The sequence below is a fragment of the uncultured Roseicyclus sp. genome, assembly GCF_937892565.1.
Taxonomy (GTDB): domain Bacteria; phylum Pseudomonadota; class Alphaproteobacteria; order Rhodobacterales; family Rhodobacteraceae; genus Roseicyclus.
The window spans coordinates 77726-100535 of the sequence record NZ_CALAHQ010000005.1; the positions used below are offsets into that span (position 1 = coordinate 77726).

Consider the following 22810-nt stretch of genomic DNA (forward strand, 5'->3'; position numbering starts at 1 on the left):
CACGGGCCGGGCGCGCGCGGGGTTTATCCGCGCGCGCCGTAATAGAGGCCCACCACATGCTCGGCTTGGGCGAAAAACAGCCAGCGCGACACCGCGATCCCCACAACATGGCTGACCACCGCAAGCCCGCCCAGCCCATGCGCGGCACCGGGGATCAAGATCAGGCACAGCGGCAGCGCATATCCCGACACAAAGGCGATGCGTCTTAGCCGCCGCGCATGTTTGCGGCCCACGACATGGACCATTTCACGCAACAGGTAGTTGGTTCCGGTATGGGGCGCTTCAAAGGCGCGGACATGGCCGGGCCGGCCCAGACCCGTGGCGCTGGCGATGGATTGGCCCGCTTCGGCAAAGCGTGTGTCGCCCACCCACCAATGGCCGATCTGGATCACGCCGGCCACCAGCAGCAGCACTTGCGCCGCGCTGATCTGTCCCGCCAGAAGCGCACCCCCCGCAAGGCTGACCGAGACCAGATGCAGCGGCGTGGCGATCTGGTTCCAGCGGGGCACGGATTTGAGCTGCGCGTAGATCATCGCGGTCGTGATCACGGTCGCCAGCGACAAGGCCGCGCTGATCCAGCCCAGCGCCGTGATCCTTGTGCCCATGAACACCGCCCCAACGGCATAAATCCCCATGACGACAAGTGCCGCCACCGCCGCGATTGCCTCGCGGCTGAGCCAGCTTGTGCGCCACTGGCTGAAGGCTTTCAGCGCGCGTTCGGGGTGGCCCAGATGAAAGGTCGAGGCCAAAAGCCCGCCCACCGACAGACCAAAGGCGAATGCAAAGAACCAGAACGCCACCCAGCCCGTGACTGGCGGAAACCCCAGGCCCAGAAAGATCATGAGCCCAAAGCCCAATCCCGAGAGTGTGGTAAACAGGATGACCGACGGCGCGGGATGCATCACAAACGCTCCAGCGCGCGGTCGAGCCAGCCGAGGAACCCTTGCGGTGTCTGGGCGACGGGTTCGAGAAACGGCGCAAGAATATCGGTGTCGTCCCATTGATCCTTGGGCCGGGGGGGAAGGTATTTGTTGACCGGCCTGGTGCCCAGATCGGGCATCAGATCAAAGCCGCCGCGGCTGGCCACCAATTGGCTGACGTCGCTGTCAGGGTCGCCCAGATCGCCAAAATGGCGCGCGCCCGACGGGCAGGTGCGCACACAGGCCGGCATGCGGTCTTGTTCGGGCAGATTTTCATTGTAGATGCGGTCGATGCAGAGCGTGCATTTCTTCATCACGCGCGCGGTCAGATCCATTTCGCGCGCGCCATAGGGACAGGCCCAGGCGCACAGCCCGCAGCCGATGCAATCGGCCTCATTGACCAGAACGATCCCATCCTCGACCCGCTTGTAGGAGGCCCCGGTGGGGCAGACGGTGACGCAGGGCGCATCTTCGCAATGCAGGCAGGATTTGGGGAAATGGACCAGCTGTGCGGGGCCGGCTTCGGGGGTGATTTCGTAGGAATGGACGCGGTTGAGAAAGGTTCCCGAAGGCGCCGCGCCATAGGCGTCCTGATCGGACAGGGGCGCGCCGTAATGCTCGGTGTTCCAGCCCTTGCAGGCGATCACGCAGGCATGACAGCCGACACAGGTATCAAGATCGATCACAAGGCCAAGCTTGCGGTCCGTATGGGTGGGAAGGCTGGTCATCTGCGCACGCTCCGGCAGGTGGTCACAAAGTCGGCCAGATCGCCGGCAAAGCGGTCGGGCTCCTCAAGAAAGGGGGCATGGCCGATGTCGCGATAGGCAAGGTGGCGGCCATCACGCATCAGCGCCGCGGCGGCCGCGCCGGTTGCGGGGGTGACGACGGCATCCTCGGTTCCATGAATCACCAGCCCCGGGCAAGTCATGGCCGCATAGCTGGGCCGCAAATCGAGATCGGCGCCGAACAGTGCGCGGCGGACAGGGGCGGGGCACAGCATGTTGGCCCCTACCATCGCGCCATACTGCGCGCGCGGCAGCGGGTGGCGGGTGCAGGCATCGACAAAGCGCGCCGTGGCTTGCAGGCGGCGGGCCAGATCCTCGGTATAGAGATCGCGGTCACGCCCGGGTGAGGCGGGGCCGACCATCCAATCCTCGCGCAGGGCGCCGATGGCCAGAATGCCCCCGGCCAGAACCACGCCCGCCAGATCTGCGTCGCCATGGCATGCAAGATACGCCGCGATCACGCGCGACCCGTAGGACCAGCCGACAAGGGTGGGGCGGTCCAGCGCTTGCGCGGCGATGACCGCAGCCACGTCTGCGCCCCAAAGCGCGGTGTCGGTATAGGCGGCGGCGTCATCGGGTTTGCCCGATGCGCCATGGCCGCGCAAATCCATGGCCACAAGGTGAAAGCGATCCGACAGCCGGTCGATCAGCGGCTCCCAGCAGATGCCAGCCTGGGCCCAGCCATGGATCAGCACGATCGGCGGATGCGCCGGATTGCCGGCGCTGCGATAGGCGATGGCGGTGCCATCGGTGGAGGGGACAAAGCCGGTGGTCATGGGCGTGGCTTTTCGCCGTGACAGGGATTTCGCCCGCTGGCGCAGGCGACCGGTGCGAGGGGGCTGTCTGCCCCCTCGCGCTCCCCCGAGAGTATTTCGAAAGCAAAGATGGGGCGGCTCCGGGTCATCGTTGCGTGATCGGCCATGGGGAACGCAGGGGTGGAAAATTTGGCTGAACCTCTGCCGGGGCGGGGGCCTTTTCGATGCGCACGCGCAGATCGAACCATGCCGCCTGCCCGGTGATCGGGTCGGAGTTCGACCAGCGATGCCCGTCGCCGCGCGCCGGCAGAAGCTCGTGGATCAGGTGGTTCAGCAAGAAGCCCTTGGTCGCCTCGGGGGCATCGGGGGCCAGCGCCCAGGCGCCCTTGCGCTTGCCGATCGCATTCCATGTCCAGACCGTGTTGGGGTTGAGTGCGGCCATATGCGCCACCGGCACGGTGATCGTGCCATGCGGCGAGCTTACGCGTGCCCAGTCGCCTTGGGCAAAGCCGTGATCTTGCCAGATATTGGTCGGCACATAGAGCGGGTTGTGGCCATGGATCTGGCGCAGCCACGCGTTCTGGCTGCCCCAGCTGTGATACATCGCCATGGGGCGTTGCGTAAGGGCATGCAGCGGAAAGGCCGCCTGCTCTGACAGGGCGTCGCCCAAGGGCGGGTACCAGATCGGCAGCGGGTCCATCGTGGCGCGGATGCGGTCGCGCAGATGGTCGGGCGGCTGCTGTGCCCCATGCCCTTCGGCCGCCAGCTGGAAGCGGCGCAAGGGTTCGAGATAGAGGTTGAAGACATAGGGCTGGGGGCTGTCGTAGAGCCCAAGATCAACCGCCCAATCCTGATAGGCGGTGTTCCAGGGTTTGAAGTATTGTGCTGCTTCGGGGATGTGGTGGGTGAAAAACCCGCCATTCCCGATATAGCGGGCAATCTGCTCCGCGTTGGGGGCGCCGCGGCCGGTCTGGGTGCCGTCGCCGCGAAAGCCCATCAGCGGGCCGATGCCCGGACGGCGTTCATGGCGCTGGATGTAATCGGCGTAATCGGCATAGGCGGGGCTGCCATCGGCGGTCACGAAACCCGGCAGGCCCAGGCGCGCCCCCAGATCGATCAGCACCGATTGAAAGCCGCGCACGCCCTCATGGCCGGGGCGATCGGGCGCCACGACCGGCCATCGGATGGCATCGGCGGCGGCATCGGCCTCGGATATCGGGCGGTCGAGCATCGAGATGCAGTCGTGGCGTTCCAGATAGGTCGTGTCGGGCAGGATCAGATCGGCATAGGCCACCATTTCGGAGGCGTAGGCATCGGAATAGATGATGCGCGGAATGACATATTCCCCCGTCTCGGGGTCGGTGTCGGTGAGCATCTCGATCACGCGGCCCGTGCCCATCGAGGAATTCCACGCCATGTTCGCCATGTACAAGAACAGCGTGTCGATCCGGTAGGGGTCGCCTGCATGGGCATTGGCGATGACCATATGCATCAGCCCATGCGCCGAAAGCGGGTTTTCCCACGAAAAGGCCTTGTCGATGCGGGCGGGTGTGCCTTCGGGCGTCAGCGCCAGATGTTCGGGGCCCAGCGGATAGCCCAGATGCGGCCCCTTGAGCGGCTGGCCGGGGGTGGCGGTGGCATGGGGTTTTGGGTGGGCCTCGGGCGGTTTGGGATAGGGCGGCTTGAAGCGGAAACCGCCCGGCGTTTCGACCGTGCCGAGCAGGATCTGCAACACATGCAGCGCGCGGGCGGTCTGAAAGCCGTTGGAATGGGCCGAGATGCCGCGCATCGCATGCATGGCGACGGGGCGGCCCACCATCTTTTCGTGCCGCACACCGCGGAAATCGGTCCAGGGCTGGTTGATCTCGATCGCCTCGTCAAAGGCCACGCGGGCCAGTTCGGCGGCCAGTGCATGGATGCGTCTGGCTGGGATGCCGCAGCGCTCGGCCACGGCTTCCGGGGCATGGGCGGGGTCAAGATAGCGCTCGGCCAGAAGCTGGAACACCGGGCGGTGGGTGATCCCCGCGCGGCGCAGGCCATGGGCCAGATCGGGCAGGATGCCGGGCGCGTCATAGGCCACCGGCTGGCCTGTCGCGCGGTCGATCACCAGGGGCTTGCCAGCCGCATCGCGCAAGAACAGCCCGCATTCGGGCGAGGCGGGGTCTTCGTTCACCAGAACGGGCGCATTGGTGAAGCGCGCCAGATAGTCGAGATCAATCTTGCCCGCCTGCAGAAGGCAATGGATCAGCGACAAGATCAAAAGCCCGTCGCTGCCCGGCGTGATGCCGATCCAATCATCAGCGACGGCGTTGTAGCCTGACCGGATGGGATTGATGCCGACCACGCGCGCCCCGCGCGCCTTGAGCCGACCCAGCCCGATCTTGATGGGGTTGCTGTCATGATCTTCGGCCACGCCGAAGATCAACAAAAGCTTGGTTCGATCCCAATCGGGCTGGCCGAATTCCCAGAACGCGCCGCCCATCGTGTAGATGCCCGCCGCTGCCATATTGACCGAGCAGAAGCCGCCATGGGCGGCGTAATTGGGCGTGCCGAATTGTTGCGCCCACCAGCTGGTGAGCGATTGCGACTGGTCGCGCCCTGTGAAAAAGGCCAGCTTTTCAGGTGCATGGGCCCGCAGGGGGGCCATCCAGCCTGTCGCTGTCGCCAACGCGTCGTCCCAGCTGATTTCTTCGAACTGGCCCGATCCGCGCGGGCCCACGCGGCGCAGGGGCGCACGCAGGCGTGAGGGGGCGGTGACCTGCATGATCCCCGCCGACCCCTTGGCGCACAGCACGCCCTTGTTGACCGGGTGATCGCGATTGCCTTCGATATAGGCGACGCGCCCATCCTTGAGGTGCACATCGACGCCGCAACGGCAGGCGCACATGTAACAGGTCGTCTTGGCGATGCTGTCGCCGGTCTTGGGCGACAGATCGAGTGATGGCTGCTGGTGCTTCATCCGCTTTCCGCTGCGATGTTTGTTCCGGGACAAGCTTTGGCCGGGTCTGGTCCGGGATGCAATGGGCGAGGTGAAGGGCAGCCGCCGCTCCAAAGTGTGTAAACTTAAATTGACAGCTTGAATGGCGCGTCAGATAGTGACGGGTGTCTGTGGATCGGACCCATTCCTATGCCCAAGGATCATTCCCTGCCTGGCCTGAACGTGCCCGTGATCACGGGCGCCGCGCGACCCGGGCTTTGCACCGATTGCGGCATCAGCCGGATCGGCGATGGTCGGGCCTGTGGGCGGGCCTGTCAATTCATCCAACCCGATTACGAGACGGCCGAGCATCGCGTCCATGGCCGGGTGGCCGACCCCGATCTGGGCGATGAGGCGTTTTTTGGGGTCACATTGGCAATGCAGCGCCTGCGGCTGTCGCCCCCCGCCCCCGGCGCGCAGTGGAGCGGGATCACAACCGCTTTGGCGGCCGCACTGCTGGAAAGCGGACGGGTCGATGCGGTTTTGGCCGTGCGCGCCCATCCCGAGGATCGCTGGCGACCGGAACCCGTGATCGTGACCGACCCGGCCGAATTGGCCCAATGCCGCGGCATGCGCATGGGCTATGCGCCGACGCTGGCCGCGCTGGAACCGGCGGCAGCGGCGGGCCACAAGCGCATCGCGGTCATCGGCATTCCCTGTCAGGTCTACGCTTTGCGCGCAATCGAGGCAGAGCTTGGATTTGCGCGCATTTATGTCATCGGAACGCCATGTTCCGACAACACCACGACAGAAAACTTTCATGAGTTCCTGGCCTTGCTCGATACGGCACCTCAGACGGTGTCCTATCTGGAGTTTCGTGCCGATTACCGTGTCGAATTGCGGTTCGATGACGGGCGGCCCGCGCGGGTCGTGCCGTTCCTGAAGCTGCCGATTTCAAAACTGCGGCCCGATTTCTTTCCGATCACCTGCAAGACCTGTGTGGATTACACCAACCGGCTGGCCGATATCACGGTGGGCTACATGGGCGGTGACGGTGATCAATGGGTGATCACCCGCAACCATCGCGGCGCCGAGATGCTGGCGGGACTTGCGGGGCGTCTGGCGGAACGGCCCTTGACCGATCGCGGCAAGCGCGAGGGCGCGGTCAAGGGCTTCATGGCCAATACCCTGCGCGCCGCGGGCGGCATGCCCTTGCGTGCCATGCCCGATTGGCTGCGCCCCATCGTGAGCTTCCTGCAGCCCCGGATCGGTCCAAGGGGGCTCGAGTTTGCCCGTGCGCGCATCGAGATGAAGGCGATCGAGACGATTGTGCATCTGCGCCGCGCCCATCCCGCGCGGGTCAAGAACATGGTGCCGTCGCATGTCTGGCGGGTCGCCGCGCGCTATGGGCTGATCCCCGCCAAGGACGAGACGCGCGCCGATTGATCCGTGATCCAAAGGTGCGCGTTCCGCGCGTTTTCTTTGCCTCGCCGGCCCCCTGCGGGCCCGGCTCAGGGTCTGTGCCTCTGGCGGGGACAGGTTTGAAACAGAGACGTTGAACCGGTTCACCCCGCCCGATCTTGTATGCACCGCCACGCCATGGGATGGTGGCATCATGACCCGACCCACCCCTGATCTGACCCATGAAATGGCCCTTGGCACCCGTGTGGCGGGGGTGGATGAGGCGGGGCGTGGCCCCTTGGCAGGACCGGTGGCGGCGGCAGCGGTGGTGCTGGATCTGGCCCGCATACCCGACGGGCTCAATGATTCCAAGGTGTTGTCGGCCGCGCGGCGGGCCGCGTTGTTCGATGTGATCCATGCCACAGCCCATGTTGGTCTTGGCTGGGCCAGCGTGGCAGAGATTGATGCGCTCAACATTCGGGCCGCATCGCTGTTGGCGATGCAGCGCGCGGTTCTGGGGTTGGGGTTTGTTCCCGATGCCGCGCTGATCGATGGCAATGCCTGCCCCGAGGGTCTGCCCTGCCCCGGGGTCACCTTGATCAAGGGCGATGCCAAAAGCCTGTCGGTGGCGGCGGCCTCGATCATTGCCAAGGTGGCGCGTGATCGGCTGATGGCGGGGCTGGCCCGGGCGCATCCCGGCTATGGCTGGGAGGTCAATCAAGGCTACCCAACGGCGGCCCATCTGGCCGCCCTACAAGATATGGGGGTAACACCCCACCATAGACGTTCGTTCCGTCCGGTACACAACATCTTGCAATCGGGTGGCTTGCAAATCCTTGATTCCAAAAAATAAATTGACTGCGAATCACCTTTAGGCGATTCTGCCCGCGAACACCGCGAACGCCCGTCAGAGGCGCGGAACAGAGGCAGAGATGAAAACCAAGACAAATCCCGAGGCAGCCCTGCTGCCGCTCAACACGATTCTGGCCGGCGATTGCATCGAGGTGATGCGCGGGCTTCCCGAGGCGTCGGTCGATCTGATCTTTGCCGATCCGCCCTACAACCTGCAACTCAAGGGCAGCCTGCACCGGCCCGACAACACGCTGGTCGATGCCTGTGACGACCATTGGGATCAGTTCGCGAGTTTTGCCGCCTATGACGCCTTTACCCGTGACTGGCTGGCGGCGGCGCGGCGTCTGCTCAAGCCCGATGGGGCGATCTGGGTGATCGGCAGCTATCACAACATCTTTCGCGTCGGGGCCGAATTGCAAAATCAGGGCTACTGGATCCTCAACGATGTGGTCTGGCGCAAGGCGAACCCGATGCCGAATTTCCGGGGCAAGCGGCTGACCAATGCGCATGAGACGATGATCTGGGCCTCAAAGGGCGAGGGTGGCAAATACACCTTCAACTACGAGGCGCTCAAGGCGCTGAATGACGGCGTGCAGATGCGGTCGGATTGGGTGATCCCGATCTGCAACGGTGGCGAGCGGCTGAAGGATGACCACGGCGACAAGGCCCATCCGACGCAAAAGCCCGAAGCGCTGTTGCACCGGATTCTGGTCGGATCGACCAATCCCGGCGATGTGGTGCTGGACCCGTTTTTTGGCACCGGCACGACCGGGGCCGTGGCCAAGATGCTGGGGCGCGATTTCATCGGCATCGAGCGCGAGGACAGCTACCGCGCGATTGCCGAAGCGCGGTTGGCCAAGGTGCGCCGCTTTGATCGCAGCGCCTTGGAGGTTGTGGGGTCGAAACGGGCCGAACCGCGCGTGCCCTTTGGGCAGTTGATCGAGCGCGGGATGCTGCGCCCGGGCGAGATGCTGGTCAATGCGCGTGGTCAGATGGCCAAGGTGCGGGTGGATGGCACCTTGATCGCCGATGCGGTCAAGGGATCGATCCATCAGGTGGGCGCGATGCTGGAAGGCGCGCCATCCTGCAACGGCTGGACCTATTGGCATTTCCGCCGTGAGGGGCAGACCGTGCCGATCGATGTGTTGCGCCAGCAAGTGCGCGCCGAGATGGAGCGCTGATCTGTCCCGACTGAACCGCGCGACTGCGCGGCATGCGTATTTGGGAAAGATGAAGCGATCAGTCGCGCGGGGCCGCGGCGCGGCGGAGCCGGTCGTTGATCGCGCGGCCAAGGCCCGTGTCGGGGATGTCTGCGATGCGGATCGCGGGGGCATGGCGCGCCTGGGCCAGGGCGTCGGCGGCGTGGAGGGTGGCAAACAGGCGATTTGCGGCCTCGGTCAGATCGCCGCTGGCCGACAGCGTCAGATCGCCCGGCGTGTTGGCGCCAAAGCCGATCACGATCTCGCCCTGGCGGGGCGCACCGCCCAGATGAAGGGGCGTTTGCGGAGCGTAGTGGCTGGCAAGCTGGCCGGGCGCTTCGATGCGGGCACCGGGCGTGGTGTCGGCGATGAGCGGGCCGGTGACAGGCTCGATCGCCTCGCGTGGAAGGCCGCCTTCGCGCAGCAGGCGGGTGCCGGTATCGGATGGGGCGAGGATGGTGGATTCGACCCCCACCATGGTCGGGCCGCCATCAAGGATCGCGGCGATGCGATGGCCCAGCCCCGCGCGCACATGCTCGGCCGTCGTGGCGCTGATCTGGCCCGACGGATTGGCCGAGGGTGCGGCAAGCGGGCGGCCCGTGGCGCGCAACACCGCCTGCATCACCGGATGGGCGGGCAGGCGGATCGCGACCGTGCTCAGCCCCGCCGTCACGCGTGGCGACAGCCCATGGCCCGGTTTCAGCGGCAAGACCAGCGTCATCGGGCCGGGCCAGAAGGCACGGGCCAGCGCCAGCGCGGGGCCGGAAAAATCGGCGATTGCCATGGCACTGGCCAGATCGGGCAGATGCACGATCAGCGGGTTGAATTCGGGCCGCCCCTTGGCGGTGTAGATGCCCGCCACAGCGGCGTCTTGCGTGGCGTCGGCGGCCAGCCCATAGACCGTTTCGCTGGGCAGCGCGACAAGTTGGCCCGCGCGCAACAGGGCTGCGGCGCGGGCGATGCCGGTGGCGTCTGGCAAAAGAAGGTCTGCGGCGGGCATCGCTTTGACGTGACGTTGGGGTTGATCCGGGCCGGGCGCGGCGCCTAGCTGTGTGGGGGTAGCGCGAAGGGCGCGCCCATGCAATCACATGGCAACACCATCACGACGGAGAGCCGGCCCATGCCCTATCAGGCGCCCGTGCAAGAATTCGAGTTTCTCTTGACCCATGTGGTGGGTTTCGAGCGCCTGCGCGCCACCCCCGCCCATGCCGAGGCAACGCCCGATGTCGTGCGCGCGATCCTGACCGAGGCGGGGCGCATCAGCCAGGAGGTTCTGGCGCCGCTCAACCGGGTGGGCGACCGTCACCCCGCGCGGCTGGAAAACGGGGTGGTGCGCACGCCGCCGGGCTTTGCCGCGGGCTATCGCGCCATGGCCGAGGCGGGGATGACCGCGATGTCGGCCGATCCGGCCCATGGCGGTCTGGGTCTGCCGCAGACGGTGGCGGCCTGTGTCAACGACATGACCGGCGCGGCCTGTCTGGCGTTGCAGATGAACCCGTTGATGACCCAGGGCCAGATCGAGGCGCTGGCCCATCACGGGTCGGATGCGATCAAGGCGCTCTATCTGCCCAAGCTTGCCAGCGGCGAGTGGTGCGGCACGATGAACCTGACCGAACCACAGGCGGGCTCGGATGTGGGGGCATTGAGCACCCGGGCGGTGCCCAATGGCGATGGCAGCCATGCCGTGACAGGGCAAAAGATCTACATCTCCTGGGGCGATAATGATTTCACCGAAAACGTGGTGCACTTGGTGTTGGCCCGTCTGCCGGATGCGCCCGGTGGCACAAGGGGGATATCGCTGTTTCTGGTGCCCAAGCGCATTCCCGATGCCGATGGCAATCCCGGACGGGCCAACAGCCTGAGGGTGGTAAGCCTTGAGCACAAGCTGGGGCTGCATGGCTCGCCCACCTGTGTGATGCAGTATGAGGCGGCCACGGGCTGGCTGGTGGGGGAACCTCATCGGGGGATGGCCGCGATGTTCACGATGATGAACAATGCCCGGCTGGGTGTGGCGCTGCATGGTGTGTCGATCGCTGATGCTGCAACGCAGGCTGCCGTCGCCTATGCGGCGGCCCGCCGACAGGGCCAGCCCCTGATCGCGGGTGGCACGGGCATGATCATCGATCATGCCGATGTGCGGCGGATGCTGGCAGAGATGAAGGCCGAAACGCTTGCCGCGCGGGCGCTGGCGCTGGATCTGGCAATGTCGATCGATCTGGGCCATGCGGGCGATGCCGATCAGGCGGCGCGCGCCGCCCTGTTGACCCCCATCGCCAAGGCGTTTTGCACCGAAACGGGGATCAAGCTGGCCAATCTGGGCATTCAGGTGCATGGCGGCATGGGCTTTATCGAAGACACCGGGGTGGCGCAATTCGCCCGTGATGTGCGCGTCTCGGCGATTTACGAAGGCACCAATGGCATTCAGGCGATGGATCTGGTGGGCCGCAAGATGGCCGATGGCGGCGCGGCGATCCATGCGCTGATCGATGCGGTGGAACATGAGGCCCGCGCTCATGCCATGGGCGCGCCACTGGCGCAGATGGCGGAGGCCTTGCGCCGGGCAACGGCCGCGATGCTGGCGATGGACCTCAACGACCGCTTCGGGGGCGCCGTGCCCTATCTGATGGGTTTTGCGCGGAGTCTGGGCGGGCTTTACCATTTGCGCGCGGCGGCGGTGGGCGATGCCCCCCGCGTGGCTTTGGCACGCGTCTACATCGACCGGCTCTTGCCCGAGGCAGGCGGCTTGTTGGCTCAGGCGCAGCAGGGGGCGGCCGGGCTTTATGACCTGTCGCCCGACGATCTGTCGGCATGATCCACACCCCCCATGACACCCCGCCCGAACCGGGGCACGCCACCCGTATCGCCGAGGATGTGCTGTGGTTCAGGGTGCCGCTGCCCATGGTGCTGAACCATGTGAATGCCTATGCGCTGCGCGACGCGGATGGCTGGACGCTGATCGACACCGGGCTTGACACCGGCCGCACCCGCGCCTTGTGGGAGGCGGCGCTGGCCGGACCCTTGGCCGGGCTGCCGGTGCGGCGGATGATCGTGACCCATCACCATCCCGATCATGTCGGGCTGGCGGGCTGGTTTCAGGCGCGCGGGGCGGAAGTGTGCATGCCGCGCACCGCGTGGTTGATGGCGCGGATGCTGGTGCTTGATGAACAGCCCCTGCCGTCCGCCGAAACGCTGGCCCATTGGCAAGGGGCGGGGATGGACCCGGCGCTTTTGGACAAACGCCGGGCCGAGCGGCCGTTCAATTTCTGCGATGTGGTCCACCCCTTGCCGCTGGGGTTCACCCGGCTGCACGATGGCGGTTCCATCCGCATGGGCGGGCGCGACTGGGACATCCGCTTTGGCCAGGGTCACGCCCCCGATCACGCCACATTCTGGAGCCGCGACGATCATCTGGTGATCGGGGGCGATCAGCTTTTGGCCACGATTTCCCCCAATCTGGGCGTTTATGCGACCGAACCCGGCGCCGATCCGGTGGGCGAATGGTTGGAAAGCTGCGCAGGCTTTCAGCCCTTGGCGCGAGCGGATCATCTGGTCTTGCCGGGTCACAAGCTGCCCTTTACCGGCCTGCCCGACCGGTTGCGCCACTTGATCGACAATCATCATGGCGCGCTGCAACGGCTTTGCGATCATCTGGCGAACGGGCCGTTCAGCGCGGTCGAATGTTTCGCACCGCTCTTCAAGCGCGAGATCGACGAAAGCAGCTATGGCCTTGCCCTGGTCGAGGCGGTGGCGCATCTGAACCATCTTTTGGCGCAAGGCGCGGTCGCGCGGGTGCGTCGCGCGGATGGGGCTTGGGCCTATCATCTGGCGCGCTGACCTGCGGCGCCGTGCCCGATGCCCAAAGGGCTGACAGCACAGGCGGAATGCGCTATGGCCCGATCAAAGCACAGACAGACCCGAACCGGAGGGAAACGACATGGCCGACAAGCAGCACAAGCATGGCGATATGGACATCACCGAACAGCAAAAGACCTTTGACGGGTTCATGCGCTGGAGCGTGAACATTGCCCTGATCAGCATCGGCATCGTTGTCTTTCTGGCAATTTTCGCGCGATGAATGCCTTGCGGCGCATCGCGGGCGCGCTGGCAGTGGTCAGCGCGCTGGGCGGTTGCGTCGCCCAAGAGGTCTGGGCGCCTGACACAGCCGTCAGCGCCGCGAGCTATAGCCCCGGCGGGCCCACCACCGTGACGCTGATGACCATGATCTCGAACACCAACGGGACAGGCGGTCATTCGGCCCTCATGATCGACGGGGCCGAACGGGTTTTGTTCGATCCGGCGGGCAGCTGGTTTCACCCGATGATCCCCGAGCGAAACGACGTGCTTTACGGCATGCGGGAGCCGTTTTTGGGATTTTACAATGATTACCACGCCCGCGAGACCTTTCACATCGTCGTGCAGGCGGTGGATGTCACCCCCGAGGTGGCCGCCAGCCTGATCGCTGCGGTCGAACGCGCGGGCCCGGTACCACCCGCGCGCTGCGCCTTTTCGATCAGCCGGGTTCTTGCTGCCACGCCCGGCTTCGAGGCGATCGGCACGAACCTGTTTCCGGCCCGCATGATGCAGCGCTTCGCCCGGCTGCCCGGTGTGCGCGAAAGCCGGATCTATGATGACGACGCAGACGACAATCTGGAACTGTTGCAAGCCCAGGCCCGGGCCGAATTGGGCCGCCAGCGTGCGGCCGAACAGGTGGCCGCGACCAACTGAGCGCGCGATACCGCCGGCAGACGACAGTCCCAAAACAAGCCCCCCAAAAACAAAACCCCCGTGGCCAGGCCGCGGGGGTTCGTTTCTTATGGATCGCGTTACCGATCGGACAGGCCGTTAAAGCATGCCTTCGCGCTGCGCCTTCTTACGCGCCAGCTTACGGGCGCGGCGGACGGCTTCAGCCTTCTCGCGTGCTTTCTTGATCGAAGGTTTTTCGTAATGCTGCTTGAGCTTCATTTCACGGAAAACGCCTTCGCGCTGAAGTTTTTTCTTCAGAGCCCGGAGCGCCTGATCGACATTGTTGTCGCGAACACTGACCTGCATTCTGGTGTCACCACCTTCCTAAGTTAGAGTTGCGTTTGAGTGCAGGAACTGGCCCATTAGCAAATCCCCCCTATCTTGTCCATCGCTCCCGAAACGACCGCCAGAAAAGGCCCATCTCATGTCTGACAGCACTGATCCAAAGACCCGGCTGATCGCGGCCGCCTTGATGCATGTGCCCTTTGATGGCTGGTCAGAGACCAGTTTTCGTGCGGCGGCTGCCGATGCGGGGCTCACCCTGCCCGAGGCGCGCGCGCTCTGTCCGCGTGGGGCGGTCGATCTGGCGCTGGCCTTTCATGCGCAAGGCGATGCCGCCATGCTGGTCCGCTTGGCCCAGTCCGATCTGGGCGCGCTGCGCTATTCCGACCGGGTGGCCTTTGCGATTCGCACCCGGCTGGAATTGGTGGAACACGACAAGGAAGCGGTGCGCCGGGGCGTGACGTTGTTTGCGCTGCCCCTGCATGCGGCCGATGGGGCCAAGGCCCTGTGGCAGACGGCCGATGCCATCTGGACCGCGCTGGGCGACACATCCGATGATTTGAACTGGTACACCAAACGCGCGACGCTTTCAGGGGTGTATTCGGCCACGGTGCTCTATTGGCTGGGTGATCAATCGATGGGTCATGGTGCAAGCTGGGCCTTTCTGGATCGCCGGATCGATGACGTGATGCAGATCGAGCGCGCGAAAAAGGCGCTTCGCGACAGCAAGATCCTGGGTCCGCTGATGGCTGGCCCGGACTGGCTGGCCGCCCGCATCAAGGCGCCGGGTGCCGCGCCCGCCGATCTGCCGGGGCGTTGGCGGCGCTGAGGGGCGGGGGCGGAAATCTCAAGATTTCCGCACGGAAAACCTATCGGTTTTCATCCGGGAAAACTTGCGTTTTCCCGCCCGCCGTCTGTGTGGAAACCGGCTCGCGCCCAAAGCTCTGCCAGCCTGCGATCAGCCGTGTCACGCCGGTGACCGTACAGGCGGCGGCAAAGATCAGCGCCAGAACCGGGAAGGTCTGCGGAAACAGGCAAAACAGCGCGAAAAGGGCGACGGTCTCGGCCCCTTCGGTCAGGCCGCCAAGATAGTGGATGCCCTTGGAGGGATAGGCCGGTGCCACCATCCCGCGCTTGGCCGCCACCGTGGCGAAGGCCAGAAACGATGTGCCCGACAAGATGAAGCTGGCGATCAAGACCGCGCCTGCCAGCGCGTTGGCCCCCGGATCGGCCAGAACGAAGCCCAGCGGAAAGGCCGCGTAGAACACGAAATCAAGCGCGATATCCAGAAATGCGCCACGGTCGGTCGGACCGCTGATGCGCGCCACGGCCCCGTCCAGCCCATCGGCCAGCCGGTTGATGATCAGCCCCAAAAGTGCCAACCCGTAAAGCCCCAGCGCCGCCGCCCCCGCCGCCGCCAGCCCGATCACACAGCCCGCAAGCGTGATCTGATCGGCACGCACCCCGCGCGCGGCCAGAAACCGGCCGGGCGGTGCAAGCAGCCGGCGCTGCAAAGGCAAAAGGGCGGCGTCGATCATGCGACAGCTTTGGTGCCTGTGCCCCGGCGGGTCAATCGCTTGCTGCGCATCTGGTCGTCAGCGTGCAAGATCGGCCACCAGCGCGGGCAGCCCGCCCAGATCGGGCAGTTCGCGGAACCGCACATGCCCCGTGGGCGGTTCGGCATGTTCCAAGGCCCAGCTCAAGCCATGAGGCACAAACACCCCCCAGGCCCCCGCATCAAGGGCCGGGCGCACATCGGATTTCATCGAATTGCCCACCATCATGGCACGCTCAGGCCCATCGCCATGCCGGCAAAAGGCATCCGCATAGGTGTCGCGCCTCTTGTCCGAGACGATTTCGACTGCATGGAACAGATCGCCCAAACCCGACTGTGCCAGTTTGCGTTCCTGATCCAAAAGATCGCCCTTGGTGATCAGCACCAGGCGGTGACGCGATGCAAGTTCGGCCACAACCTCGGCCGCATGGGGCAAAAGCTCGATGGGATGGCGCAGCATGTCCTGACCTGCGGCCAGCAGTTCGGCGATGACTGTGGCGGGAACCTTGCGATCTGTCACCTCGATGGCGGTTTCGATCATCGACAAGACGAAACCCTTGATGCCGTAGCCGTACTGGCCAAGGTTGCGCCGCTCGGCTTCGAGCAGCCGCGCCTCAAGCGCGGTGCGGTCGGCATAATCGGCCAGCAAGCCGCTGAAGCGGTCCTGTGTCAGCCGATAAAAGCTTTCATTCTGCCACAGCGTGTCATCGGCATCAAAGCCGATGGTGGTCAAATGGGCTGCCATCGCTTAAACCCCCTCTTTGCGGAATCGCCTTGCGCCTTATATAGTGCAGCCATGCAAGGGACAGCCGGCAGACCGAAGCGGAATGGAGACGCGATGCAGATCGACCGCTGGCAGATGATGGCGGACAAGCCCAAGACCGAGGGCGACGCCACTGTCATCACCAAGACCAAACCAAAGACCCAGCGCCCGCCCCTCTATAAGGTGCTGCTGCTCAACGACGACTATACGCCGATGGAATTCGTCGTGCTGGTGCTTGAGCGCTTCTTTGGCATCAGCCACAGCCACGCGGTCGAGATCATGCTGACCGTCCACAAAAAGGGTGTGGCCGTGGTCGGCGTGTTTTCCTATGAGATCGCGGAAACCAAGGTCGCGCAGGTGATGGATTTCGCCCGGCGCAACCAGCACCCCCTGCAATGCACGATGGAGAAAGAGGACTAGATCGTTCTCGCACCATGCCATGACCCCTGATCGTTGGACCCTTGCGCTTGAGGCGGGTGACATAAGCCTGCCGGATGGTGCTGTTTTGGTGATGGGCGCGCGCGGCGATGCGGATTTCGCAGCCCTGGGGGCGGTGCAGTGCATCCAGGGATTTGCCCCCGATCACGACCGCTTGGCCGCGCGCGGTCTGCCCGTGGCCCCCGATCTGCCCGAGGGCGAAAGCTACGCAGCAGCCCTGGTGCAGATCGTCAAGGCCAAGGCTGGCACGATGGGGGCCATTGTCGACGCGCTGGGTGCGCTGCGTCCCGGCGGGCTTTTGATGGTCGATGGTCAAAAGGATGAAGGCATCGACGCAATCCAAAAGCTGCTGCGCGCCGCGTTTGACATCGCGGGCAGCTTTTCAAAATCGCATGGCAAGCTGATCTGGCTCATCCGCCCCGCGGCGTTGCCCGAAGCGGTGCTGGGCTGGTTGGCCGCGCCCTTTGAAACCGAAGAGGGCTATGTGACCGTGCCGGGCGGCTTTTCCGCCGATGGCCCGGATCGCGGGTCGGAGTTGCTGGTGGCGCTCGTGCCGCCGTTGACGGGGCGGGTGGCCGATCTGGGTGCGGGATGGGGCTATGTCGCGGGCGAACTTCTGGCCGAGCAGGCGGGGATCAACACCCTTGACCTGATCGAAGCCGATCACGCCATGCTGGAGGCGGCGGTGGCCAATATTGACGATCCCCGCGCGCGGTTTCATTGGGCCGATGTAACGCTGTTTCAGCCCGAAGCGGCCTATGACGCCATCGTGTCAAACCCGCCCTTTCACATCGGGCGACAGGCCGATCCGGCGTTGGGGCGCGGCTTTATCGCGGCAGCGGCGCGCATGCTCAGCCCAAGGGGGCGATTTTTCATGGTCGCAAACCGCCATCTGCCCTATGAAGACGCTCTGAAGGCTGCCTTTGGGACCGGTCGGCTTTTGGGCGAGTTGGAAGGTTACAAGATATACGAGGCGGCAAAGCCGAAGCGCTGAACGCCGATAGCTGGGGGCCGGATACGACAGATGACCCTTTCCATTCAGGGCAAGACCGCGATTGTGACGGGTGCGGCCAATGGCGTCGGCCTTGCCATCGCGCGCCATTTCATCGACCGGGGCGCCAATGTGATGTTTGCCGACCGCGACAAGGCGCGGCTGGCCGATGAATGCGGCGAAATCAGGGAGGATCAGGGGCAGATCTGCTGGTTCTCGGGCGATCTGCGCCAGAAACTGACGGTTGAAAATCTGGTTTCCGCCACGGTCGATGCCTTTGACGGGATCGATATTCTGGTCAACGCCAGCCGCCAGCTTTTGCCGACCGATCCGCTGGATGCGGCCGACAGCTCTGTCGAAACGCTGTTGGAGCAAAACATGATGACCGCGCTGCGCTTGAGCCAAGCGGTTGCGCGGCGGATGATCGCGCGTGCCGAGGCCGAGGGCCGCGCGGGCGATGGTGCAATCGGGTCGATCATCAATATCTCGACCATCGCGACGCCTCGCAGCCATCCCGATCTGATGGGCTATTCCATCGCCGCCGCCGCCCTTGAGCAGGCCACGCGCAGCTTGGCGCTGGCGCTGGCGCCGCACCGGATCCGGGTGAACGGGGTCAGCTTTGGCTCGGTCATGTCCAACAGCCTCAAGACGGCGCTGGCCGAGACCGATGGCCTGCGCGACGAAATCCGCAACCGCACGCCCATGGGCCGCATCGCCGCCGCCCGCGAGGTGACGGGCGCGGTGCAATTCCTTGCTTCCGAAGGGGCTGGATTTGTCACGGGCGAGATCATCACCGTTGATGGCGGCCGCAGCCTGTTGGACCCGGTCGCGGCACCCGCGCATTGACCGGGGTGCGGCCTGGGCTGGCATGACAGACACAGGCCCCGATCCTTGCGGTCGGGGCCTGTGTCATTCCGGGGGGATCGTCGCTGTGCTGTGCGGATCAGCGGCGGCGGGGCTTGTCGTTGTCCTCGTCCTCGTCGTCTTCGTCGGCGGCAGGAAGGTTGAAGAGGTTGCTTGCGTCCAGATCGCGGCGCGGGCGCGGTTCATCCTCGTCATCACGCGACAGGGTAAAGCTTTCCAGACCTGCAAGCTTGCCGGGCAAGCGCGGTTCGGTATCCATGCCAAGGCTCGTTTCGGTCGACACAAGCTTCATGCGCTCATCATCGGTCATCACGCGACCATCCTTGGTCTTGCGCGCATTGGCTTTTTGAACGGCGGCGTCCAATTCCGACTGGCGGCACAGCCCAAGCGCCACCGGGTCGATGGGCTGGATGTTGGAGATGTTCCAATGCGTGCGCTCGCGGATCGTCTGGATCGTGGGCTTGGTGGTGCCCACCAGACTGGAGATCTGACCATCCGTCAGCTCGGGGTGGAATTTCACCAGCCACAAGATCGACGCCGGGCGGTCCTGCCGCTTGGAGAGCGGCGTGTAGCGCGGGCCGCGGCGCTTTTCCTCGCCTACGGCGGCAGCGTTGAACTTGAGTTTCAGGATATGGGAAGGGTCTGCTTCGGCCTTTGTGACCTCGTCTTGGGTCAGTTGGTTGTTCACGATCGGGTCGAAGCCCTTGACGCCTTGCGCCACGTCGCCATCGGCGATGCCCTGAACCTCCAGCTCGTGCAGGCCGCAGAAATCGCCGATCTGCTTGAAGCTGAGCGTGGTATTGTCCACCAGCCAGACAGCGGTGGCCTTGGCCATGATCGGTTTGTTCATCGTCATCCGTCCTTCAGATACGCCTCATCCCCTGCCGGGCGGGCCGGCGGCGGAGCCAGTCCGCCATTCCTCGATTTCGGGGAAGTTGCGGGGTATATAGGCGCCCATGGCCGCTGAGGGAAGAGGAAATGCGGGTTTTGGTGCTTTGCATGATCTGGCTGGCGGGCATGGCATCGGCCCAGGGCCAGCGATCGGGCGATTTTGACTATTATGTGCTGGCCTTGAGCTGGACGCCCACATGGTGTGCGCTGGAAGGCGATGCGCGCGCCGCGCCACAATGTGAGCCACGACAGGGATATGGGTTCACCCTGCATGGGCTATGGCCGCAATACGAGGAGGGTTGGCCCAGTTTCTGCCCGACCACAGCGCGCCCGCCGTCGCGTGCGATGACCGCCGGTATGGTCGACATCATGGGGTCATCGGGCCTGGCCTGGCATCAGTGGCGCAAGCACGGCACCTGTTCGGGGCTTTCGGCCGGGGCGTATTTCGACCTGTCGCGGCGGGCCTATCAGCGGGTGCAGCAACCCGCGATCTTGCGCCAGATCGACCGGGTGGTCCGGCTGTCTGCCGCCATGGTCGAAGAGGCCTTTCTTGAGGAAAACCCCGATCTGACGCATCCCATGCTGACCGTCACCTGCCGCGAGGGCCGGGTGCAGGAGGTGCGCATCTGCCTGACCCGCGCGTTGGAACCGCGCGATTGCGCCCCCGATGTGGCGCGTGATTGCCGCCTGCGCGACGCGCTGTTTGCGCCGATGCGCTAGGGTGGGCTCATGGGCCGCCCGTGGGGCCCATGGCTTGTGTCTGTGTGCCGCCCGCAGATCAGCGCCCCGGCAGGGCCGCGCAATGCGCCCCGCTGGCGGCCTGCCCCGAGCCAAGCGCAATCGCGGGGGGGGCCCGGAACGGATCAAGCGGCAGGCTGGTCGCCAGATCGGCGATGATGATCGCGGTGATCAGCGCCAGTGTGGCGGTGGCGGTCAGTCGTCTGGTCAGCATGCCATCACCCTTCAAAGCCCAAGGATCGCCGCAGTCGCACACCCACCACCGAGCCCAGGAACGCCGCCGCGAACCATACCCAGCCATGCAGGCTGCCTGTCGATATGCCGCTGAAGAACGCGCCCACGTTGCAGCCGAACGCCAGCCGTGACGCATAGCCCAGCGCAAGCCCCGCGATCACGGCGGCGACCCACGCCCGTCGCGGCAATCGTTGCAAGGGCTGCGACAGCCCACCGCGCCAGACCGTCACCAGAAAGGCCCCGCCGATGATGCCGATATTGGTCAGCGATGTCACATCCGTCAAAAGGCTTTGGGCCAGACGCGCCTGATTGCCCGCCGCGCCCCAAAAGGGGTTTGCGGCCAGATCGGCGCCCACAAGGCTTGCGCCCTTGGCGACCCAAAGCCCAAGCCCATAGACCACGCCCCAGGGTTGGCCAGCGATCATCAGGTTCAAGACGGCAAGCCCCGCCACGGCCAGTGCCGCCAGCATCAGACGCCGCGGCAGCACCCGACCCTCGGGTGTCGCGCGCCACCAGACCAAAGCGGCCAGACCCGCAAGCCCGGCCAGCGTCACGCCAAGACCCGATCCCCCGGCCAGGGCCACGACAGGCAAGCTGCCAAGCCCTGTCCACCAGAACAGGTGGCTTGCGCCCAGAAACGAGCCGATGGCGAAAAACGGCAAGGCCACAAGGCTGACCGCATTGCCCGAGCCTGCGTTGACCAGCGTGCCCGAGCCACAGCCCAGCACGATCTGCATCGCCGCGCCAAAGACAAAGGCCCCGCCGATCATGGCAAAGCCAACCGGGGCATGCGCGCCCAAGATCTCATCGGGAAAGGACGCCAGCAGCGGAAAGGCCACCACCGCCACCAGCGCGATGGCCAGAAGCTGGGCCAAGATCCCACCCCCCTCGCGGCGCAGGATCATCGCCCGCCAAGGCCCGGCAAAGCCGAACCGCAGACCTTCCAGAGCGATCCCAAAGCCAAGACCCACCAGCAGCAACAAGCCGTAGCGCGCACCCGCAAGTGCCGCCACGGCCAATGCCAAGACAAGCGCCGCCCCTATCAGGGCGGCGCGGGTTGCGATGCCGGCGCGGGCCGGCGTTTGTGCTGCGATCAACATCAGAAGATATTCTTGATCTGGATCCAGAGGTTGCGGATCGGTCCGGGCACATTGGCCATCTCACCGCCCGCATTCGACCAGCCGACCATCGATTCCGGGTAAAGCTTCACATTTTCCAGACCGGCAAGCTCCGACAAGGCGAACCAGTTGGTCGCGGCCCAATGCCCGGTGTTGCAAAAGCTGACCAGCTGTTCTTGCGTGCTGAAGCCTTGCGCCTCGGCCAGAGCGCGCGCCGCCGTGGCATCGATGATCGCCGGGCCATTGCCGAACCAGCCTGCATGTTCGAAATAGCGCGACTGCGGCAAGGTGCCGGGGCGGGCGGCGGCGGCATGGCTGGTTTCGCCCGACCAGAAGGCCTCGGGGCGGGCATCGAGCAACAGGGCCTGATCCTGACCGGCCAGAATGGCGCGGATGTCGTCGGCGCTGGCCGTCCACTGGTCCGAAAAGGCGACGCTGATCGTGCTGGGCTGGGCTGTCGCGCCGTCGGTCGACAGCGGCTGACCGGCCGCGACCCAGGCGTTCAGCCCGCCGTTGAGGATGGAAAGCTGCGTGAGCCCGCTTGATTTCAGGGTCCAGTAAACCCGGGCGGCGGCGCCGAAATCGGTTTCGTCCTTGCCCTGATGGACAATGACGACGCGGCTGTCGGCCTCAAGCCCCAATTCCCGCAACAGCGTGGTCAGATCTGCCTCGGAGGGCGGCTGGCCGGGGTTTTCGGCCGGGCCACGGAAGCGGCCATAGGGCGCGTTGATCGCGCCGGGAATATGGCCGGCGGTGTAGGTTTCGACATTGGGCTTGCCCTCGGCGGCGCGCGGCGCGCGGATGTCGAGGATGATGGGCGGATCGGTCTGGAGCGCGCCCGTCAGATCGGCCGTCGTCACCAGCGGGCCAAGATTGGCCCAAGCCGTACCAGTCATCAAGATAAGCGCTGTTATGGCGGTTGCGATGCGTTTCATGATCGTTTCCTTGCAGATTACAGGATCGGGATGATCGCCATGTCGCCGCCGTCGCAGGCAAAGACAAGCCAAGCGCCCCCGCCAAGGCCGGCTGAGCCAAGATTGATTTTCGCGCCGGGCGCATTCTGGCATGGCGCCTGTTCGCGCAAGGCCGCTGGCTGACAATGTTGCCCCTTGTCAGCCGCATGAACAGAACATTCGTTCTTCTTTTTCGTGACAAGTCAGAGAATGGAAAACATTTGGACTTTGCCGTTGCCCAGCGCAACGGATGCGGTTTTCCACGACCCGCGGCTTTTGTTGGCTGTGGTGATCGCAGGGCCGAGTCGGTTTTCGATCCGACCGGCCGCCGCTTTCAGCGGTTCGCCCCCGCCCGATGGGCCGGGGCTTCGCCCTTCCGGGGGCCGCCCGGTCCACCGGACCGGCCGCCGC

24 protein-coding genes are annotated in these 22810 nt (G+C 65.1%); 12 read left to right on the forward strand and 12 right to left on the reverse strand.

All coding sequences use genetic code 11. From position 1 onward, the window contains the following. Nucleotides 1-23: 23 nt before the first annotated feature. The 4 genes from Q0094_RS00965 to Q0094_RS00980 all read right to left on the reverse strand — a co-directional run bounded on the left by Q0094_RS00965 (nucleotide 24) and on the right by Q0094_RS00980 (nucleotide 5419). Nucleotides 24-902, reverse strand: a complete 879-nt coding sequence (locus tag Q0094_RS00965) for a DmsC/YnfH family molybdoenzyme membrane anchor subunit (RefSeq protein ID WP_297614272.1) — start codon at nucleotides 900-902, stop codon at nucleotides 24-26. Continuing rightward, a complete protein-coding gene (locus tag Q0094_RS00970; protein ID WP_297614274.1) occupies nucleotides 902-1648 on the reverse strand; it encodes a 4Fe-4S dicluster domain-containing protein in 747 nt (248 codons plus the stop codon). Before Q0094_RS00970 ends, Q0094_RS00965 begins: the two co-directional genes overlap by 1 nt. Further along, on the reverse strand, nucleotides 1645-2481 hold the full coding sequence (locus Q0094_RS00975) for an alpha/beta hydrolase (protein ID WP_297614276.1): 837 nt from the start codon (nucleotides 2479-2481) through the stop codon (nucleotides 1645-1647). Before Q0094_RS00975 ends, Q0094_RS00970 begins: the two co-directional genes overlap by 4 nt. 124 nt (nucleotides 2482-2605) lie before the next feature. Then, nucleotides 2606-5419: a molybdopterin oxidoreductase family protein gene (locus Q0094_RS00980; RefSeq protein ID WP_297614278.1), complete on the reverse strand. Its 2814-nt coding sequence runs from the start codon at nucleotides 5417-5419 to the stop codon at nucleotides 2606-2608. 201 nt (nucleotides 5420-5620) lie between these two features. Between Q0094_RS00980 and Q0094_RS00985 the strand changes: the two genes are divergently transcribed. From Q0094_RS00985 to Q0094_RS00995, 3 genes are all read left to right on the forward strand, one after another. Next, nucleotides 5621-6823, forward strand: coding sequence for a Coenzyme F420 hydrogenase/dehydrogenase, beta subunit C-terminal domain (locus Q0094_RS00985; protein ID WP_297614280.1), 1203 nt, complete (start codon nucleotides 5621-5623; stop codon nucleotides 6821-6823). A 169-nt stretch (nucleotides 6824-6992) separates the two neighbouring features. Further along, nucleotides 6993-7631: a ribonuclease HII gene (locus tag Q0094_RS00990; protein ID WP_297614282.1), complete on the forward strand. Its 639-nt coding sequence runs from the start codon at nucleotides 6993-6995 to the stop codon at nucleotides 7629-7631. 79 nt (nucleotides 7632-7710) lie between these two features. Continuing rightward, nucleotides 7711-8811, forward strand: a complete 1101-nt coding sequence (locus Q0094_RS00995) for a site-specific DNA-methyltransferase (protein WP_297614284.1) — start codon at nucleotides 7711-7713, stop codon at nucleotides 8809-8811. A 58-nt stretch (nucleotides 8812-8869) separates the two neighbouring features. On the opposite strand, the gene Q0094_RS01000 is transcribed toward Q0094_RS00995, so the two are convergent. Then, on the reverse strand, nucleotides 8870-9829 hold the full coding sequence (locus Q0094_RS01000) for an L-threonylcarbamoyladenylate synthase (protein WP_297614286.1): 960 nt from the start codon (nucleotides 9827-9829) through the stop codon (nucleotides 8870-8872). A 120-nt stretch (nucleotides 9830-9949) separates the two neighbouring features. Here Q0094_RS01000 and Q0094_RS01005 point away from each other — a divergent pair, with 120 nt between their 5' ends. The 4 genes from Q0094_RS01005 (at nucleotide 9950) to Q0094_RS01020 (ending at nucleotide 13554) form a co-directional block, all read left to right on the forward strand. Then, a complete protein-coding gene (locus Q0094_RS01005; RefSeq protein WP_297614324.1) occupies nucleotides 9950-11641 on the forward strand; it encodes an acyl-CoA dehydrogenase in 1692 nt (563 codons plus the stop codon). Continuing rightward, nucleotides 11638-12663, forward strand: coding sequence for an MBL fold metallo-hydrolase (locus tag Q0094_RS01010; protein ID WP_297614289.1), 1026 nt, complete (start codon nucleotides 11638-11640; stop codon nucleotides 12661-12663). Before Q0094_RS01005 ends, Q0094_RS01010 begins: the two co-directional genes overlap by 4 nt. Nucleotides 12664-12763: 100 nt before the next feature. After that, a complete protein-coding gene (locus tag Q0094_RS01015; RefSeq protein ID WP_297614291.1) occupies nucleotides 12764-12904 on the forward strand; it encodes an aa3-type cytochrome c oxidase subunit IV in 141 nt (46 codons plus the stop codon). Further along, nucleotides 12901-13554 carry a hypothetical protein gene (locus Q0094_RS01020; protein WP_297614293.1) on the forward strand — a complete coding sequence of 218 codons (654 nt, stop codon included), beginning with the start codon at nucleotides 12901-12903 and terminating at the stop codon, nucleotides 13552-13554. The genes Q0094_RS01015 and Q0094_RS01020 overlap by 4 nt, the downstream gene beginning before the upstream one ends. Nucleotides 13555-13671: 117 nt before the next feature. Here the strand turns inward: Q0094_RS01020 and rpsU are convergent, their stop codons facing one another. Continuing rightward, nucleotides 13672-13878 carry a 30S ribosomal protein S21 gene (gene rpsU / locus Q0094_RS01025; protein ID WP_297614295.1) on the reverse strand — a complete coding sequence of 69 codons (207 nt, stop codon included), beginning with the start codon at nucleotides 13876-13878 and terminating at the stop codon, nucleotides 13672-13674. Between the two features lie 118 nt (nucleotides 13879-13996). Here rpsU and Q0094_RS01030 point away from each other — a divergent pair, with 118 nt between their 5' ends. After that, nucleotides 13997-14683 carry a COQ9 family protein gene (locus tag Q0094_RS01030; protein WP_297614297.1) on the forward strand — a complete coding sequence of 229 codons (687 nt, stop codon included), beginning with the start codon at nucleotides 13997-13999 and terminating at the stop codon, nucleotides 14681-14683. 40 nt (nucleotides 14684-14723) lie between these two features. On the opposite strand, the gene Q0094_RS01035 is transcribed toward Q0094_RS01030, so the two are convergent. Together Q0094_RS01035 and Q0094_RS01040 are read right to left on the reverse strand one after the other, a co-directional pair. Further along, entirely contained in the window at nucleotides 14724-15392 is a 669-nt protein-coding gene (locus tag Q0094_RS01035; RefSeq protein WP_297614299.1) for a CDP-alcohol phosphatidyltransferase family protein, read from the reverse strand. 57 nt (nucleotides 15393-15449) lie between these two features. Continuing rightward, nucleotides 15450-16154, reverse strand: a complete 705-nt coding sequence (locus tag Q0094_RS01040) for an HAD family hydrolase (protein WP_297614301.1) — start codon at nucleotides 16152-16154, stop codon at nucleotides 15450-15452. 93 nt (nucleotides 16155-16247) lie between these two features. On the opposite strand from Q0094_RS01040, the gene clpS reads away from it, so the two are divergent. Genes clpS through Q0094_RS01055 form a run of 3 tightly spaced genes read left to right on the forward strand, consistent with a single transcriptional unit; the run spans nucleotide 16248 to nucleotide 18447 of the window. Beyond that, nucleotides 16248-16592, forward strand: a complete 345-nt coding sequence (gene clpS, locus Q0094_RS01045; protein WP_297614303.1) for an ATP-dependent Clp protease adapter ClpS — start codon at nucleotides 16248-16250, stop codon at nucleotides 16590-16592. A 19-nt stretch (nucleotides 16593-16611) separates the two neighbouring features. Beyond that, nucleotides 16612-17604 carry a methyltransferase gene (locus tag Q0094_RS01050; RefSeq protein ID WP_297614305.1) on the forward strand — a complete coding sequence of 331 codons (993 nt, stop codon included), beginning with the start codon at nucleotides 16612-16614 and terminating at the stop codon, nucleotides 17602-17604. A gap of 30 nt (nucleotides 17605-17634) precedes the next feature. Beyond that, nucleotides 17635-18447 (forward strand): SDR family oxidoreductase, encoded by an 813-nt coding sequence (locus Q0094_RS01055; RefSeq protein ID WP_297614307.1) that lies wholly within the window; start codon nucleotides 17635-17637, stop codon nucleotides 18445-18447. A gap of 97 nt (nucleotides 18448-18544) precedes the next feature. On the opposite strand, the gene Q0094_RS01060 is transcribed toward Q0094_RS01055, so the two are convergent. Beyond that, nucleotides 18545-19315, reverse strand: coding sequence for a cell cycle transcriptional regulator TrcR (locus Q0094_RS01060; protein WP_297614309.1), 771 nt, complete (start codon nucleotides 19313-19315; stop codon nucleotides 18545-18547). Nucleotides 19316-19443: 128 nt separating this feature from the next. Here Q0094_RS01060 and Q0094_RS01065 point away from each other — a divergent pair, with 128 nt between their 5' ends. After that, nucleotides 19444-20076, forward strand: a complete 633-nt coding sequence (locus Q0094_RS01065; RefSeq protein WP_297614311.1) for a ribonuclease T2 — start codon at nucleotides 19444-19446, stop codon at nucleotides 20074-20076. Nucleotides 20077-20134: 58 nt separating this feature from the next. On the opposite strand, the gene Q0094_RS01070 is transcribed toward Q0094_RS01065, so the two are convergent. The 3 genes from Q0094_RS01070 to Q0094_RS01080 are packed head-to-tail and all read right to left on the reverse strand — an operon-like array spanning nucleotide 20135 to nucleotide 22381. Then, the gene (locus Q0094_RS01070; protein WP_297614313.1) at nucleotides 20135-20308 is read right to left on the reverse strand and encodes a hypothetical protein; all 174 of its coding nucleotides are present in this window, start codon (nucleotides 20306-20308) and stop codon (nucleotides 20135-20137) included. Nucleotides 20309-20312: 4 nt separating this feature from the next. Further along, nucleotides 20313-21428, reverse strand: coding sequence for a YeeE/YedE family protein (locus Q0094_RS01075; protein WP_297614316.1), 1116 nt, complete (start codon nucleotides 21426-21428; stop codon nucleotides 20313-20315). After that, complete coding sequence (locus Q0094_RS01080) at nucleotides 21428-22381, reverse strand: sulfurtransferase (protein ID WP_297614318.1); 954 nt, start codon at nucleotides 22379-22381, stop codon at nucleotides 21428-21430. Before Q0094_RS01080 ends, Q0094_RS01075 begins: the two co-directional genes overlap by 1 nt. Between the last annotated feature and the right edge of the window lie 429 nt (nucleotides 22382-22810).

Excerpts from the sequence above, each read along its gene's own strand:
- Q0094_RS00965 (WP_297614272.1), bottom strand. The coding sequence starts at position 902 with ATGCATCCCGCGCCGTCGGTCATCCTGTTTACCACACTCTCGGGATTG.
- Q0094_RS00970 (WP_297614274.1), bottom strand. The coding sequence starts at position 1,648 with ATGACCAGCCTTCCCACCCATACGGACCGCAAGCTTGGCCTTGTGATC.
- Q0094_RS00975 (WP_297614276.1), bottom strand. The coding sequence starts at position 2,481 with ATGACCACCGGCTTTGTCCCCTCCACCGATGGCACCGCCATCGCCTAT.
- Q0094_RS00980 (WP_297614278.1), bottom strand. The coding sequence starts at position 5,419 with ATGAAGCACCAGCAGCCATCACTCGATCTGTCGCCCAAGACCGGCGAC.
- Q0094_RS00990 (WP_297614282.1), top strand. The coding sequence starts at position 6,993 with ATGACCCGACCCACCCCTGATCTGACCCATGAAATGGCCCTTGGCACC.
- Q0094_RS00995 (WP_297614284.1), top strand. The coding sequence starts at position 7,711 with ATGAAAACCAAGACAAATCCCGAGGCAGCCCTGCTGCCGCTCAACACG.
- Q0094_RS01000 (WP_297614286.1), bottom strand. The coding sequence starts at position 9,829 with ATGCCCGCCGCAGACCTTCTTTTGCCAGACGCCACCGGCATCGCCCGC.
- Q0094_RS01005 (WP_297614324.1), top strand. The coding sequence starts at position 9,950 with ATGCCCTATCAGGCGCCCGTGCAAGAATTCGAGTTTCTCTTGACCCAT.
- Q0094_RS01010 (WP_297614289.1), top strand. The coding sequence starts at position 11,638 with ATGATCCACACCCCCCATGACACCCCGCCCGAACCGGGGCACGCCACC.
- Q0094_RS01015 (WP_297614291.1), top strand. The coding sequence starts at position 12,764 with ATGGCCGACAAGCAGCACAAGCATGGCGATATGGACATCACCGAACAG.
- Q0094_RS01020 (WP_297614293.1), top strand. The coding sequence starts at position 12,901 with ATGAATGCCTTGCGGCGCATCGCGGGCGCGCTGGCAGTGGTCAGCGCG.
- rpsU (WP_297614295.1), bottom strand. The coding sequence starts at position 13,878 with ATGCAGGTCAGTGTTCGCGACAACAATGTCGATCAGGCGCTCCGGGCT.
- Q0094_RS01030 (WP_297614297.1), top strand. The coding sequence starts at position 13,997 with ATGTCTGACAGCACTGATCCAAAGACCCGGCTGATCGCGGCCGCCTTG.
- Q0094_RS01035 (WP_297614299.1), bottom strand. The coding sequence starts at position 15,392 with ATGATCGACGCCGCCCTTTTGCCTTTGCAGCGCCGGCTGCTTGCACCG.
- Q0094_RS01040 (WP_297614301.1), bottom strand. The coding sequence starts at position 16,154 with ATGGCAGCCCATTTGACCACCATCGGCTTTGATGCCGATGACACGCTG.
- clpS (WP_297614303.1), top strand. The coding sequence starts at position 16,248 with ATGCAGATCGACCGCTGGCAGATGATGGCGGACAAGCCCAAGACCGAG.
- Q0094_RS01050 (WP_297614305.1), top strand. The coding sequence starts at position 16,612 with ATGACCCCTGATCGTTGGACCCTTGCGCTTGAGGCGGGTGACATAAGC.
- Q0094_RS01055 (WP_297614307.1), top strand. The coding sequence starts at position 17,635 with ATGACCCTTTCCATTCAGGGCAAGACCGCGATTGTGACGGGTGCGGCC.
- Q0094_RS01060 (WP_297614309.1), bottom strand. The coding sequence starts at position 19,315 with ATGAACAAACCGATCATGGCCAAGGCCACCGCTGTCTGGCTGGTGGAC.
- Q0094_RS01065 (WP_297614311.1), top strand. The coding sequence starts at position 19,444 with ATGCGGGTTTTGGTGCTTTGCATGATCTGGCTGGCGGGCATGGCATCG.
- Q0094_RS01070 (WP_297614313.1), bottom strand. The coding sequence starts at position 20,308 with ATGCTGACCAGACGACTGACCGCCACCGCCACACTGGCGCTGATCACC.
- Q0094_RS01075 (WP_297614316.1), bottom strand. The coding sequence starts at position 21,428 with ATGTTGATCGCAGCACAAACGCCGGCCCGCGCCGGCATCGCAACCCGC.
- Q0094_RS01080 (WP_297614318.1), bottom strand. The coding sequence starts at position 22,381 with ATGAAACGCATCGCAACCGCCATAACAGCGCTTATCTTGATGACTGGT.